This is a genomic window from Bartonella sp. AA126HLJHH, assembly GCF_042197425.1.
Taxonomy (GTDB): domain Bacteria; phylum Pseudomonadota; class Alphaproteobacteria; order Rhizobiales; family Rhizobiaceae; genus Bartonella.
On the sequence record NZ_JBHIRU010000001.1, the window covers coordinates 170,305 to 185,839 of the forward strand.

At 37.3% G+C, this 15,535-nt stretch carries 9 protein-coding genes; all 9 read left to right on the forward strand.

The genetic code is table 11. From position 1 onward, the window contains the following. Window positions 1-134: 134 nt before the first annotated feature. The 9 genes from gyrB to ahcY all read left to right on the forward strand — a co-directional run bounded on the left by gyrB (window position 135) and on the right by ahcY (window position 15,529). Entirely contained in the window at window positions 135-2,567 is a 2,433-nt protein-coding gene (gyrB, locus tag ACFIQC_RS00575; RefSeq protein WP_375706598.1) for a DNA topoisomerase (ATP-hydrolyzing) subunit B, read from the forward strand. 118 nt (window positions 2,568-2,685) lie between these two features. Next, on the forward strand, window positions 2,686-3,468 hold the full coding sequence (ubiE, locus tag ACFIQC_RS00580; protein WP_375612796.1) for a bifunctional demethylmenaquinone methyltransferase/2-methoxy-6-polyprenyl-1,4-benzoquinol methylase UbiE: 783 nt from the start codon (window positions 2,686-2,688) through the stop codon (window positions 3,466-3,468). A gap of 2 nt (window positions 3,469-3,470) precedes the next feature. Continuing rightward, the gene (gene ubiB, locus ACFIQC_RS00585) at window positions 3,471-5,057 is read left to right on the forward strand and encodes a 2-polyprenylphenol 6-hydroxylase (RefSeq protein ID WP_375639764.1); all 1,587 of its coding nucleotides are present in this window, start codon (window positions 3,471-3,473) and stop codon (window positions 5,055-5,057) included. A gap of 69 nt (window positions 5,058-5,126) precedes the next feature. Further along, window positions 5,127-6,548 (forward strand): bifunctional phosphopantothenoylcysteine decarboxylase/phosphopantothenate--cysteine ligase CoaBC, encoded by a 1,422-nt coding sequence (coaBC, locus tag ACFIQC_RS00590; protein WP_375645390.1) that lies wholly within the window; start codon window positions 5,127-5,129, stop codon window positions 6,546-6,548. A gap of 1,877 nt (window positions 6,549-8,425) precedes the next feature. Then, entirely contained in the window at window positions 8,426-9,124 is a 699-nt protein-coding gene (locus ACFIQC_RS00595; protein WP_375620874.1) for a sulfate transporter family protein, read from the forward strand. Between the two features lie 1,006 nt (window positions 9,125-10,130). After that, window positions 10,131-11,051: an acetyl-CoA carboxylase, carboxyltransferase subunit beta gene (gene accD, locus ACFIQC_RS00600; protein ID WP_375611366.1), complete on the forward strand. Its 921-nt coding sequence runs from the start codon at window positions 10,131-10,133 to the stop codon at window positions 11,049-11,051. Between the two features lie 4 nt (window positions 11,052-11,055). Then, entirely contained in the window at window positions 11,056-12,375 is a 1,320-nt protein-coding gene (locus ACFIQC_RS00605) for a bifunctional folylpolyglutamate synthase/dihydrofolate synthase (protein ID WP_375620875.1), read from the forward strand. 44 nt (window positions 12,376-12,419) lie between these two features. Next, window positions 12,420-13,418 (forward strand): complex I NDUFA9 subunit family protein, encoded by a 999-nt coding sequence (locus tag ACFIQC_RS00610; RefSeq protein ID WP_375620876.1) that lies wholly within the window; start codon window positions 12,420-12,422, stop codon window positions 13,416-13,418. A gap of 713 nt (window positions 13,419-14,131) precedes the next feature. Further along, window positions 14,132-15,529: an adenosylhomocysteinase gene (gene ahcY / locus ACFIQC_RS00615; protein ID WP_375620877.1), complete on the forward strand. Its 1,398-nt coding sequence runs from the start codon at window positions 14,132-14,134 to the stop codon at window positions 15,527-15,529. The last annotated feature ends 6 nt before the right edge of the window (window positions 15,530-15,535 follow it).

The following is a 15,535-nucleotide window of genomic DNA, read 5'->3' on the forward strand; positions in this document are numbered from 1 at the left end:
CGACAGATATTGAATCTAGATCTGATATACGGTAAATATTTAATGTGGTTATTCCATAAATAACTGATCAGAACATTGAGCTTTAAAGAAAGCGGATAAAATATTGTAAATTGAACACAGGAATGGACTAACTTATGAGTGATGAAATAACCTCACCAGCACAAAGCAATAACTATGATGCCGCTTCTATCAAAGTTCTCAAAGGTCTTGATGCTGTACGCAAACGTCCTGGTATGTATATCGGTGACACTGATGATGGATCGGGGTTACACCATATGGTCTATGAAGTTGTAGACAATGCTATCGATGAAGCTTTAGCCGGTCATGCAACTCTTGTAAACGTCACACTCCATGCTGATGGTTCTTGTTCTGTTCGTGATAATGGACGTGGAATTCCGACAGATATCCATCCAACAGAAGGTATTTCTGCCGCTGAAGTTATTATGACACAGCTTCATGCCGGTGGAAAGTTTGATCAAAACTCTTATAAAGTTTCAGGCGGATTACACGGTGTTGGCGTTTCTGTTGTGAATGCATTATCCGTTTGGCTTAAATTGCAAATCAAACGCAATGGTAAAATTCATGAAATATCATTTACCCACGGGGTAGCTGATGCTCCATTAAAAGTTGTTGGCGATTGCGATCAAGAAAGTGGAACAGAAATTAGATTTTTACCAAGCTCTGAAACCTTTACTATGGTTGAGTTTGATTTTGAAACTTTAGAGCGTCGTTTACGGGAATTAGCTTTTCTAAATTCTGGGGTTTATATTCTTCTTGTTGACGAGCGTCATGCTGATATTAAATCCGTTGAATTGCATTATGAAGGTGGATTAATAGAGTTTGTGAAATATATTGATCAATCAAAAAAAGCTCTGCTTGATACTCCTATTTATATTGCAAGTGAAAAGGATGGTATGAGCGTTGATGTTGCCCTGTGGTGGAATGATTCCTATCATGAGAAGGTCTTGTGTTTTACCAATAATATCCCTCAGCGTGACGGTGGAACGCATTTGATAGGTTTCAGAAGTGCCCTTACACGCCAAATTAATGGCTATGCTGAATCTTCAGGTATTGCTAAAAAAGAAAAAGTGAACTTAACCGGTGATGACTGCCGTGAAGGATTAACAGCTATTCTTTCTGTCAAAGTTCCTGATCCAAAATTTTCTTCACAAACAAAGGATAAGTTAGTCTCTTCTGAAGTGCGCCCTATTGTTGAAAGTTTGGTCAATGAAGGTCTTTCAATATGGCTGGAAGAACATCCTCATGAAGCAAAACTTCTCATTAGTAAAGTGGTAGAAGCTGCAACAGCACGTGAAGCAGCACGCAAAGCACGTGAACTCACAAGACGAAAAGGGGCGCTTGATATCACTTCTCTACCAGGAAAGCTTGCCGATTGCCAAGAACGAGATCCCGCAAAATCAGAAATCTTTATTGTCGAGGGGGATTCGGCTGGCGGTTCAGCAAAAAGTGGGCGCTCACGTCAAAATCAAGCAATTTTACCCCTTCGTGGTAAAATCCTCAATGTTGAACGAGCACGTTTCGACCGCATGCTCTCATCTGATATGATTGGAACACTTATTACAGCTCTTGGAACGTCTATCGGTAAGGATGAATTTTCACCAGATAAATTACGTTATCATAAGATTATTATCATGACGGATGCGGACGTTGATGGAGCCCATATTCGTACTCTGCTGCTCACTTTCTTTTTTAGACAAATGCCCGAGTTGATTGAACGTGGACATCTTTATATTGCTCAGCCTCCTCTTTATAAAGTATCGCGTGGAAAATCTTCCCAATATATTAAAAATGAAGTAGCGTTTGAAGAATTCTTGATCGATACTGGATTAGAAGAAACAACGCTTGAGCTTTCAACGGGAGAAGTTCGTGCAGGAGCTGATTTGTATCAACTCGCTAAAGATGCTCGTATATTACGTCAACTTTTAAATGGTCTTCATACCCGTTATGACCGTAATATTGTTGAACAAGCAGCAATTGCTGGCGCTTTTAATCTTGAAGTCTTTGCAACACAAGAAAAAGCGCAAAAAATAGCAGATACTACAGCACACCGCCTTAATCTGATTGCTGATGATATGGAACAAGGTTGGAGTGGACAATATACAGCAGATGGAAGTTTATGTTTTGAGCGTATTTTGCGTGGTGTTAAAGATGTTGTTACGCTTGATGTGGGACTTATAAATTCAACTGACGCACGCCAAATTGATCGCATTTCCCAAAATTTTATCGACATATATCATCCTCCTGTTCTTTTACGTCGCAAAGATAAAACAGAGCGTATTTTTGGTCCTATGAGCCTTTTAGAGAGCATTTTTACAAACGGTAAAAAAGGTGTTACTCTTCAACGTTATAAAGGTCTTGGGGAAATGAATGCTGAACAACTTTGGGAAACAACGCTTGATCCCAATGCACGTTCTCTTTTACAAGTAAAAATTAATGATGCAACCGATGCAGATTCACTTTTTTCTCGTCTCATGGGTGATGAAGTTGAACCTAGGCGTATTTTTATTCAAGACAATGCCTTAAGCGTTGCCAATCTTGATATCTAAAGGTACTCTTCTGTTTTTGGCTGTGTAAATATCGTAGTTTTATACGTTGTTTTTTCGTAGTTGAACATTCCCTCTCTATTTCATTTACGATAAAAGAAAAATAAGGAAGATCATATACATGGCAATTGAAACAGAACGTGTAGGAACCAAGGGTGGCATGGAGCACTCTTTTGGTTTTACAATAGTAGATGAAACACAAAAACAATCCATGGTGGATGGTGTGTTTCATTCTGTTGCTGAAAATTATGACAAGATGAATGATATCTTATCCTTAGGGCTACACCGTGTGTGGAAAAATTCCATGATTGCTTGGCTTTCCCCACCAGCACTTTCTCATTGGAAAGTTCTTGATGTCGCTGGCGGTACAGGTGATATTGCTTTTCGTATTCTTAATGCTTCACGCCAAAAAGCCCATGCTACAGTGCTTGATATTAATGGCTCAATGCTCAGCGTTGGCAAAAAACGCGCACAAAAAAATGGTCTTGCCCCTCTGATTGATTTTGTTGAAGCCAATGCAGAAAATCTACCTTTTGAAGATCAAAGCTTTGACGCTTACACGATTGCTTTTGGAATTCGCAATGTTCCTCATATTGATCAAGCTCTTAGAGAAGCTTTTCGTGTTTTAAAGCTCGGTGGACGTTTCTTATGTTTAGAATTTTCAAATGTCGAGATGCCTTGGCTCGATAAAATTTATGATCTTTGGTCTTTCCATGCTATCCCTAAGCTAGGTCAATTTATCGCAAATGATGGCGATGCTTATCGTTATTTGGTTGAATCTATCCGCAAATTTCCTAAGCAAGATGATTTTTCCCATATGATCAAGCATGCGGGGTTTTCGCGGGTATCGTACCGCAATCTCACCGGTGCGATTGCAGCGCTGCATTCAGGTTGGAAAATTTAAAAATGGTGCAAATTTCCCCTTACTTTCAATTGATGCGTGCAGGATGGGTTTTAACACGTGAAGGTGTTTTAAGTGCTCTTCCTCATGATGATCTTCAAGGATTTCCAGCGCTATGTCATCGTATAGCGAGTGCATTAGCACGACGCAAAACAAAAAAGAAACAGCGATCTGAAAATATTTCATATGCCATTAATAAGCTTGGACCCTCTTACATAAAACTTGGTCAATTTCTTGCCACAAGACCTGATATTGTTGGGCGTGATATTGCGGAAGATTTGTCACAGCTACAAGATCGTGTCCAAACATTTTCTTGCACTGCCGCTATTGCTCAAATTGAAAGTTCTCTTGGTCGCTCTATTGATGATTTATTCGTAAATTTTTATCCCCCCATTGCCGCCGCTTCTATTGCTCAAGTTCATCCAGCTGAATACAGTGATGAAACTGGCCATAAGAAAAAATGTGCTGTAAAAGTTATTCGTCCCAATATCAGAGCACGTTTTTCTAAAGATCTTAGAGGATTCTATCTCATTGCTCATTTACAAGAGCGCTATATCCCTGCCTCTCGAAGGCTTCGTCCTGTTTGTGTGGTGGATACTTTAGCACAAACAACACGACTTGAAATGGATTTACGCTTAGAAGCAGCAGCTATATCTGAAATGGCTGAAAATATTCAACATGATACAGGCTTTCGGGTTCCACGTATTGACTGGGAACGGACAGGACGTAATGTTCTTACAATGGAATGGATTGATGGTATAAGAATATCCGAAACTTCCAAACTCAAAGAGGCAGGATTTGATTTGAAGGCGCTTGCTATTACGCTTATTCAATCTTTTCTTCGTCATACACTGCGTGATGGTTTTTTTCACGCCGATATGCATCCTGGTAATTTATTCGTAGATGAAAAAGGATGTATTGTCGCTGTTGATCTAGGCATTACAGGAAGGCTTGGCAAAAAAGAAAAGCATTTCCTTGCTGAAATTCTTTACGGCTTTATTACCCGCGATTACCATCGAGTTGCACGTGCCCATTTTGAGGCAGGCTATGTTCCTTCACACCATAATATCGAAAGCTTTGCACAAGCCAATCGCGCTATTGGCGAACCAATTCACGGACAATCAGCACAAAGCATTTCCATGGCTAAATTGCTCACTTTATTGTTTGAAGTCACTGAATTATTTGACATGCAAACGCGACCTGAACTTTTATTGCTGCAAAAAACGATGGTTGTCGTGGAAGGTGTTGCCCGCACATTAGACCCCACTTTTAATATGTGGAAAGCTTCTGAACCCATTGTCAAAGAATGGATTAGTAAAAATTTAGGACCCGTAGGCGTTGCAAAAGACTTTAGTGAAGGAGCACAAGCTCTCCTTTCGCTGGCACGCAAAACACCACAATTGGTTCAAAATTTCCAACGAATAGAAGAAGATTTCAATCAAATGAGAAAAACAGGTTTTAATCTTTCTCCTGCTACCCTCAAACAACTTGCTGTGGAACAAAGCCACAGAAACCGTTATGGTCGTTATAGTCTTTTCATCATTGCACTTTGTTGCGCTTGTCTTACTTTTTACTTTTTTCATCTTTTCTAATCTCCTTAATATGCTAAAAATATCAACAATGAAATCAATGAAATCATTTTTATTTCTTGGAGGTATTTTATGGCCAGTATTACTATTCGTAACCTGTCTCTTGAAACCAAAGAAGCTTTGCGCATACGCGCCGCGCAAAACGGTATTTCTATGGAAGAAGAAGCCCGCCGTCTTTTAAGCAATCCCCCTACTGACACCACACTCCCCTCTCATGCCAGTGCTGTTGAAGTGCAATCATTGAAATCAAAATCTCTCCTTCTTATTATTGGTGGAAGTATTGCATCTTATAAAGCCCTTGATTTGATTCGCCGTTTACAAGAACGTGGAGCACATTTAAAAGTTGTGATGACAAAAGCGGCGCAAAAATTTATTACGCCTTTAGCCGCTGAAGCTTTAAGCGGTGGTACTGTATATACTGATTTATTTTCACGCGAAGAAGAACATGATATCGGACATATCCGATTAGCACGTGATGCTGATCTGATTATTTTAGCTCCTGCTACAGCCAACCGCATTGCAAAAATAGCCAATGGCATAGGAGATGATCTGGCTGATTGTGTCCTTTTAGCAGCACGCTGTCCACTCTTGATTGCACCCGCCATGAATCCAGCCATGTGGGTGCATCCAGCAACTATTCGTAATGTTGCACAATTGCACGCAGATGGCGTTCATATCATCGGACCAGAAATCGGAAATATGGCTGAACGTGATGAGATTGGATATGGACGTATGAGCGAACCTTTAACTATTGTCGCTGCTATAGAGAATCTTTTGAATGTGCATGAAAAACCTCTTTTTGGCCGCCATTTCATCGTTACCTCTGGTCCTACCCATGAACCAATTGATCCAGTACGTTATCTTGCTAATCGATCCTCAGGTAAACAAGGTCATGCCATCGCAACCGCTCTTGCACATTTGGGTGCAAAAGTAACACTTATTTGTGGACCTGTTCATCTTGCAAACCCACAAGAAGTAAAAACAATTCATGTTGAAACAGCACAACAGATGTTAAAAGCCGTTCAAACCGCATTGCCTGCTGATGGTGCCATCTTTGTTGCCGCTGTTTGTGACTGGCGCAGTCAAACGCAGTCTTTACACAAAATTAAAAAGAATGCTCATAAAATACCACCATCCCTTGATATAGTCGAAAATCCTGACATTTTAGCAACGATTGGACACGCTCCAAACCGCCCCTCATTGGTCATTGGTTTTGCTGCTGAAACATGTGATATCATTGCCAATGCGCAAAAAAAATGTGTTGAAAAAGGAGCTGATTTCATTCTTGCTAATGATATTTCTCTTCAAGTAGATGGTACAAGTGTCATGGGTGCTGATACAAATCAAGTTTATCTCGTAAGTAGAAAAAAAGTTGAACAATGGCCTCATATGAGTAAACAACACGTAGCGCAAAAATTAGCAAACGTGATTGTATCATTTTTTGCCCCCCAAACATCTACTCCTCATGAGAAAAATATACCCCTTTGCAAATAAGAACTCTTCAAACGCGTTGATATTAAAACACCTTATAAAATAGAACTGACAATAGGTGTCTATCCATCTCAATTAGTATATAATATTTTTGATTTATAATGATAACCTAGCATTGTTCATATTAAATTAGAATCCCAGACATCGTAAGATTCTCTTATTTCCAATCTCTCTCATATTGAATCAATAAAAATCATTTTCTTGCACGTTTTAAACAAGGATAACTGTATGAATACAAAACGTTTAAGAAAGAACTAAAAGCGCTTATAATGGACCATCTCAAGCACCAAGGGCTTGTCTCGGACAACACTGAGGATGATGGTGCCAGCGTGCTCTTTTTATTAAGCGTAAAGTTAGTGATGCCCTATAAGTTTTATATTATTCACGAGAGCTTTACCCATATACCATTCACAAACGCTGTTGCGAAATGGGTATGATGAGCGTTGGGAAATGTTTTTTTAAAATCCTATCTCACCCTAGCCTTCATAAAAGTAGAATCTATTGCACCACTGTCTCGCCAGCTTATAAAAAACAAGCTATCATTCACTTTGGCTACCATCAATTTTGACAAAGCTCTTGTAATGGATAAAATTTATAAAAAGCATTTTCTTTCTTCAATGTTTTTATCCCCATATTGGTCATATTTATGATATGCAAATAAATGATTTTGATTGTTTCATAATGAGAGCAGCTAATGAGAAAATATGACAACTTTATTTTGAGCTCTTATTCGCTATGAAAAATAATGTATAAATCAATGATATTATAACATCTCAATGCAATTTGAAGCATATCTCACACTGACGCTTATAAAGAGTGTAGACAAAATTCACTGCACCACTGTCTATAAGTTTATGAAACTGAAGCCTTTATTATTTTCCTCAGTGATCGGTCTTTAAGATTAAATGTGTATGTCCTCTCTCCAGAATACCAAGACCACAAAAACTAGAATTTTATCCATGATATCCTCACATTGTGATGTTTCATGAGAAGCATTTTTATTCCTTTATCGAAAGCTTTGTATCCATACATTGGTCTCGCCTATAATGTGTACGTAAATAATTTTTTGATGTTGAATAGAGTCTTTGAAATTAAAGAATATTTCTATATTTGGGATTCTTATTCAAGTTGAAAATGATCAATTCTCTTCGATAAATTAGTGGTGTTATTATCTAAAAATTATTTGATACAGTGCACCACTTGTATGAAAAGTGCTTCAATGAATGCTTACTTCATTGCACTTATAGCTTTTAAAATTCAAAATCTCATCATTTTTAAGCATCCGTGGTTTCTCCCTTTCTTTGCTTCTTCTCAAAAAACTGCTCTTCTATGGGATCTGACGGTCAATCGCCTAAGCTTATTTTTTCCACTTCTATCATATTAATCATTCTGTTGCCCAAAATTAGAATATCTACGGAGCTACTACGTTACCCCTATTCCATTGAACTCAATATTTTTTTGAAAGCGAGAGGCAAAAGCATGCCGCCAAATAGTAGAAAAGTACAGAATTTTAGGAATTGTGCAAAACAATTAAACATTTAGATAAACGAAGTTAGATAACTCTACTGAATAAATAGAAATAAACAACTTTTCTACCAAATAGTTTTTATTCCTTAATTTTTTACATATATCATATAAACGCAATAATCTACACTATGTACAAAAATACTAAAAATTTCTTCTACAACAGCTACTTTGTTAAATTCTTCTTTGTTTTTAAAAATCAAAATTTCTATTTATTCAAACTTTATTTTTAACAAAGAAACCTTAACCGTTTTTTATAATGTTCTTGAAAAAAATCTTGTAATTCAAAGAAAGAAAAAATCATACAATAAATATATTTCTTGTTTTTTTTGCTTCTTTCCTTAATTTACTAATCTATGATTTTTACTGCTGCTTATCGTGCTTTACAACGTCTTCTAACCTCGCAATATCGTATTATGATACTGAAAGCATTGGGGGTTACTTTTTTCATTCTCACCATTTTATGGTTATGTGTGCACCAACTTTTTGTGTCTTACTTTTGGCCCTGGATTGCTCAATTTCTTCCTGGACTCCCTAGTTGGGCGGGATGGATTGGTTTTAGCATGCTTATCATTTTTAATCTTGGTTTGGCTCTTTTGTTGGCTTTTTTGATTGCACCGATCTCAGCTATGATTGGTGGTTTTTTCATTGACTCTGCTGCTGAAATCATTGAAAAAGAGGATTATCCAAACGAGCCTATTGGACAAGCTTTGCCGTTTCAGCGTTCTCTTATCATTTCCTTTAAATTTGTTATTTTAAGCCTTCTTGGTAATGGAATTGCTTTTATTTTATTCTTCATACCAGGTATTAATTTAATTGCTTTTTATCTTATTAATGGTTATTTGCTCGGTCATGAATATTTCTTGTTTGCGGCTTACCGTTTTCGAACAGAACAAGATGCCCGTGCTTTTTTACATACTCATTACACAACGGTTTTTGGCGCAGGATTATTGATAGCGCTTTTTGTTTCGATTCCTATTATTAATCTAGCAACACCGCTTTTTGCCGCCGCCTTTATGACACATTTACACAAAACGCTTTCCCAAAAGACATAGCACGCATCACACAAAAATAATGCTCCTTAACTTTAAATCAAACAAAACTTGTAAGCCCCCAAAAGCATAATATAAAATTTTATGCTTTTCTTTTTATTAAGGCAATATATTGATTTATAATGATAATTTATCGTTTTATGACATGAGTGAAAAACCTAAATATTATGAGGGTTTCTCATTTTAATCCTATTCATATTGGATCAATTGAAATCGTTTGTTAATATGTCATAAACGGAGGTGGTGTGCGGATAAAAGTACTTTCAAAAAAGCGTGAAATATCTTTATATGAATCCTCTTAATGCAAACATTATCGTCGTATTGAAAACTGAAAAAGAATATGATGGTGCCGCTTTGTACCCTCTATTTCAGTAAAAACGGATAGCATAATGTCTTTTATACCATTCATGGAGAGTGTATACTCTTCATAAGAGAGTTTTGGAAATTATTGAAAGATATCTGTGTAAAACAAGCACGTAAATGAGTAATATAATGATATTTTGAGCGTATTCTATTTTAATTGTAAAAAGCGTGCGCTTTAAAGAAACCTTTTGAAAAAAATCTTGCTCTGATGTTAGCGTTTCGCTAATATAGCGTTATTGTATTCATTATCTTTAATGGATTATTTTAGCCTTGTTAGCGCCTTATACTATAAGGTTTCTTTTCTTCAAAACTGTTGATACGAATGATTAATTGGATATTCATTTTTTATTAAAAATAAGGCGTTTGTTAACCATCGCAAGGAGTAAATTTTAACACCAAAGTAAAAAATACAAACATGTAAGTTCTTAGAATTTATGAGAAATTTATTATAGGGAATACTCTTCATGATGCATATGATTGTTATGATATGGGAAAAATTAAAAATTAAAAAACAAGCTATACGTACGCTGATAAAAGTATTAAATAGACTCCTTTGTTCAACCGGTAAAGTAAATGTGACTGCTTAAGTTCTATATTCTTTCAAATCATGCAAAAGATGCACAATATTTAAAGGAAGGTTATAAAGATGAACTGGATTACAAATTATGTTCGTCCTAAAATTAACTCTATATTGGGGCGCCGTGAAATTCCAGAAAATCTATGGATTAAAGATCCTACCAGTGGTGAAATGGTCTTCCATAAAGATCTGGAAGCTAATCAATTTGTAGCTCCCAATTCTGGTCATCATATGCGTATCAGTGCTAAAAATCGTCTCATGCATTTTTTTGATGATGGTGTTTATACAGCTCTTGAAAATCCAAAAGTTGTAACAGATCCTTTAAAATTTCGTGACGAAAAACGCTATATTGACCGGTTAAAAGATTATCGTTCTAAACTTGGGGTTGATGACAATATTTTAAGTGCACGTGGTACGATTGAAGGCTTACCAATTATTGCAACTGTTCAAGATTTCGCCTTTATGGGTGGATCACTTGGTATGGCTTCAGGAGAAGCTATTATCAAAGCTTTTGATACTGCCATTGCTGAAAGGCGTCCGCTGGTTCTTTTTGCTGCTTCTGGTGGTGCACGAATGCAAGAAGGAACACTCTCGTTGATGCAAATGCCCCGTACAACTGTAGCGATTGAAATGTTGAAAGAAGCAAAGCTTCCCTATATTGTTGTGCTGACTAATCCAACCACCGGTGGTGTTACTGCTTCTTACGCCATGCTTGGTGATATTCACATTGCCGAGCCTGGCGCTATGATTGGTTTTGCTGGTCCACGTGTGATTCAACAAACTATACGCGAAACCCTACCAGAAGGTTTTCAAAGTAGTGAATATCTGCTTGAACATGGTATGATTGATATGGTTGTATCGCGTTTAGAAATGAAAACAACAATTGCGCGTATTTTACGCTTGATGATGAAACGCCCTGCTGTTTTTAACCCTTCCGATCCATCCCCAACAGACTCTCAAACATCGCTTTCTAGGACAAAAGCAGCTTAAGTTTATGCAACAAAGTCAAATACAAAGGGTGGTGGATGATTTACTAAGAAATTATCCGAAAAAATTTGATCTTTCTTTAGAGCGTATTGTTCACCTTTTAGAGCGTCTTGGTAACCCACATTTAAAACTTGCCCCTGTTATTCACATCGCTGGAACAAATGGCAAAGGATCTGCTTCAGCAATTTGCCGTGCTCTTTTGGAAAGTGCAGGATACCGCGTTCATGTTTATAGCTCACCTCATCTCGTCAACTGGAATGAACGCTGCCGGTTAGGTCAAAAAGGAGGTGGTCAACTTGTTACAGAAAACCAATTGGCTGAGACAATCCGTGAAATTATAAAAGTAAATCGTCAAGAGCCGATTACTATTTTTGAAATTTTTACAGCCGCTGCCTTTATGTTGTTTAGTATACATCCAGCTGATGTTGTCATTTTAGAAGTTGGATTGGGAGGACGTTTTGATGCTACCAATGTCGTTAACAAACCAGCTGTATCGCTTATTATGCCCATTGATTATGATCATGAGAGCTTTCTTGGAAATACAATTGCTCAAATCGCTTTTCAAAAAGGGGGAATTATAAAACCAAACGTTCCAGTGGTCATCGGAAAGCAGAATTATGAAGAAACTCTTGCTACTTTAATACCCCTTGCCGATAAAAATAAAGCATCTTATGCTCTCTTTGATCAAGATTATCAAAGCTATAAAGAACATGGACGTATGGTTTTTCAAAACCATCAAGGTCTCATGGATCTTCCTCTTCCTAACCTTATTGGAGACCACCAAATTGCTAATGCTGGTGCATCTCTTGAAGCAGTTTATCAAGCGGGTTTTCAACTTTCAGAACAAACCATAAATGACGCTTTGAAAAATATTTATTGGCCCGCACGAATGCAGCATCTTACCCAAGGACTTTTGGTTGATCAACTATCTCCTGATATTGATTTATGGTTAGATGGTGGTCACAATCCTGCTGCAGGAAAAGTTATTGCGGCAGAACTTACACAATGGAGAAAAAAAACAGATCGCCCCATTATTATGATTGCTGGCATGCTTAATACCAAAGATGCTGTCGGTTATTTTCGTCCTTTAGCTAACCTTGTCGATAAAGTATATACGATACCGCTGCTTAACAATAATGCCAGTATCTCTCCAACAGACTTAGCTAAATCAGCCCAAAAAGTAGGAATCCCTGCTGCCCCAAAAGCGCACCTACAAGATGCTTTACATAAAATTAAAATGGAATATAAAGAGGCTATTGTTCTTATTAGTGGTTCTCTTTATCTTGCGGGTGATATTTTGCGTGACAATAAAACACCACCGTGCTAGATAATTAGCTATTTTTAAAGCTTTGAAAGATAGACTTTTTAATCATGCAACTTGATTGTGCACTTTATCAACATCCTAAACTCATTACTGTTTTTGGCGGATCCGGTTTTGTAGGACGACATGTCGTTGAAACTTTGACTAAGCGGGGATATCGCGTTCGTATCGCTGTTCGTTGTCCGCAAAAAGCTTATTATATGCTCCAAATAGGAGAAGTAGGACAAACCCAAATGCTTAAAACAGATATCAAGCATCGTGCCTCTGTTGCACGCGCGTTGCTTGGAGCTGATGCGGCAGTGTTTTTGCCTGGTAGCTTAAAACAAGCAAGTCAATCGAATTTTAAAAACACACAAATTGATGGTGTTTACAATGTTGCTGAATTAACAGCAGAAACTGGTATTCCGCTCATCTATATGTCAACACTTGTGGCTAACGAGAATGCTTCATGTCTTTATGCACGTGTTAAGTTTATGGGTGAACAAATCATTCACAACAAGCATCTTCAAGCAATTATTATCCGTCCATCCGTTATCTTTGGACCAGAGGATTGTTTCTTTAACACCTTAGCAGATTTGTCACGTTTTTTACCAATTATGCCTCTTTTTGGAGGTGGACAAAGCAAATTGCAACCCGTGTATGTTGGTGACGTTGCTGAGTTTATCGTGCGCGCTTTAGATGGACAGGTTGCTTGGGGAAAAAATTATGATCTTGGTGGTCCCCAGATTATCACCTTCCAAAATACTCTTGAAAATATACTCAAAATTATTCACCGTAAAAAAACAATCCTATCCATGCCCCTTTCTGCTGGTCTATTGATTGGAGGAATTTTGGGAACAATCGGTAAATTGCCTTTTGTACCAACACTCGTAACAGCCAATCAGATACGTTTTTTGCAAATGGATAACATTGTTTCTAAAGAAGCTATAGAGAATGGATATACTCTAGAAGGTGTGGGTATTACCCCCAGAGCAATGGCAGCATTCTTGCCAAGTTATCTCTGGCGATTTCGTCCACATGGTCAATTTTCCCAAAACCTACTCGTCTAGAATAAATTCTTCCAAAACTGAGTTAATTATTTGATTTATAATTCATAGCGCGTTGTTAGCGGTTTTAAAATCAGAGTGTTCAATAGAGTGATGTTTTTACATTTTAAATACTCTATTCAGTATCACAAAAAATGTTTAATCGTATATCTATAGTCTTTTGATAAAAATCGTTGAAAACAGGAGAAAAGCACTTCTTATAAACTGTCTTTATCCAAGAGCAGGTGCAACATTGGAATCCTAAAGAACCGATTCTGAACTGCCTATCCATAAACATGATAATCTATGGCTTTACATTTATATTATTTTGCTAAAAAGCTTAATAATGAGATTAAAGTAATTCTTCCTTTTTCAACAACCGCATAAGTGAGTAGAATACGAGTATACTACTTTCGATATTATCCCATAAAAATCAATATAAAAACTGTAAAGCAATGCACCATTTTTATTATTTAAAAGGTATTCCCTCTGGAGACTTTTAAAAGCTTTAAAGTTACGTGAAAAGGATAGAATTTTGTTTATATAATAAAACTTATCATGAAGATCTCCTACTCCGTCAGCAACATCACTACTCAGATCCATAAATGCATATTTGTTGCACAAATTTATGGAGATTTTAAAAGAGCTTTTTCACATAAAGAAGTCCTCTTCTTGTCTTGCATTTTTTTTTAATTTCTCCTACCGTCTTGGAAAAACTTATTTTAAAGGAATGAAGAATGGCAGCTCAAGATTTTGTTGTCAAAGATATTGCACTTGCTGCTTATGGTCGTAAAGAACTTGATATTGCTGAAACAGAAATGCCTGGTTTGATGGCTTGTCGTAAGGAGTTTTCTTCCAGTCAACCTTTGCGCGGAGCGCGTATTTCTGGCTCATTGCACATGACAATTCAGACAGCTGTTTTAATTGAAACATTAAAAGCGATTGGCGCCGATATACGATGGAGCTCTAGCAATATTTTTTCTACGCAAGACCATGCAGCAGCAGCTATCGCCGCAACTGGCATTCCTGTATTTGCCATTAAAGGTGAAACATTGGAAGAATATTGGACTTATATAGATGCAATCTTCCAATGGCCAGATGGTAATCCTTCCAATCTTATTTTAGATGATGGAGCTGACGCCACAAACTATATTTTAATGGGAAGTCGTGCAGAACAAAATAAAGATATTTTATCGCATCCCAAAACAGAAGAAGAAGAAATTTTTTTCAAACAAATACAAAAGCGTATGGATGCAACGCCAGGTTTTTTTACACGACAGCGCGCGGCAATTAAAGGTGTAAGCGAAGAAACCACAACAGGTGTAAACCGTCTTTATCAGTTACAAAAAGAAGGACTTCTACCTTTTCCTGCTATTAATGTTAATGATAGCGTCACTAAATCAAAGTTTGATAATAAATATGGATGTAAAGAATCATTGGTCGATGGTATTCGACGTGGAACAGATGTGATGATCGCTGGTAAAACTGCCATTGTCTGTGGTTATGGTGATGTAGGAAAAGGTTCAGCAGCATCTCTTTCTGGTGCTGGGGCTCGTGTTAAAGTAACAGAAATTGATCCTATCTGCGCTCTTCAAGCCGCTATGGATGGCTATGAAGTTGTTAATTTGGATGATGCTGCTTCCAGTGCTGATATTATCATCACGACAACAGGCAATAAAGATGTTGTTCGTTTAGATCATATGCGACAAGTAAAGGATATGTGTATTCTTGGAAATATTGGTCATTTTGATAACGAAATCCAAGTCGCTGCCCTTAGAAATTTGCCATGGACAAATATTAAACCACAAGTTGATATGATCACCTTTCCCGATGGAAAACGCATCATTTTGCTCTCTGAAGGGCGTTTGTTAAACCTCGGGAATGCGACTGGGCATCCTTCTTTTGTCATGTCGGCCTCGTTTACTAATCAAGTTTTAGCGCAAATTGAACTTTTTACCCGTTCAGAACACTATACAAATGAAGTCACTGTTTTGCCTAAACATCTTGATGAAAAGGTTGCACGTCTACATCTGGATCGGTTAGGAATAAAATTAAGTGTTTTATCAGAAGAACAAGCCGCTTATATTGGAGTCTCACCACAAGGACCTTATAAACCAAACCATTACCGTTACTAATACGTT

Bases quoted from the DNA above. Each gene is read 5' to 3' on its own strand.
- ahcY (WP_375620877.1), top strand. From the start codon at position 14,132: ATGGCAGCTCAAGATTTTGTTGTCAAAGATATTGCACTTGCTGCTTAT.
- gyrB (WP_375706598.1), top strand. From the start codon at position 135: ATGAGTGATGAAATAACCTCACCAGCACAAAGCAATAACTATGATGCC.
- ACFIQC_RS00610 (WP_375620876.1), top strand. From the start codon at position 12,420: ATGCAACTTGATTGTGCACTTTATCAACATCCTAAACTCATTACTGTT.
- ACFIQC_RS00605 (WP_375620875.1), top strand. From the start codon at position 11,056: ATGCAACAAAGTCAAATACAAAGGGTGGTGGATGATTTACTAAGAAAT.
- ACFIQC_RS00595 (WP_375620874.1), top strand. From the start codon at position 8,426: ATGATTTTTACTGCTGCTTATCGTGCTTTACAACGTCTTCTAACCTCG.
- accD (WP_375611366.1), top strand. From the start codon at position 10,131: ATGAACTGGATTACAAATTATGTTCGTCCTAAAATTAACTCTATATTG.
- ubiE (WP_375612796.1), top strand. From the start codon at position 2,686: ATGGCAATTGAAACAGAACGTGTAGGAACCAAGGGTGGCATGGAGCAC.
- ubiB (WP_375639764.1), top strand. From the start codon at position 3,471: ATGGTGCAAATTTCCCCTTACTTTCAATTGATGCGTGCAGGATGGGTT.
- coaBC (WP_375645390.1), top strand. From the start codon at position 5,127: ATGGCCAGTATTACTATTCGTAACCTGTCTCTTGAAACCAAAGAAGCT.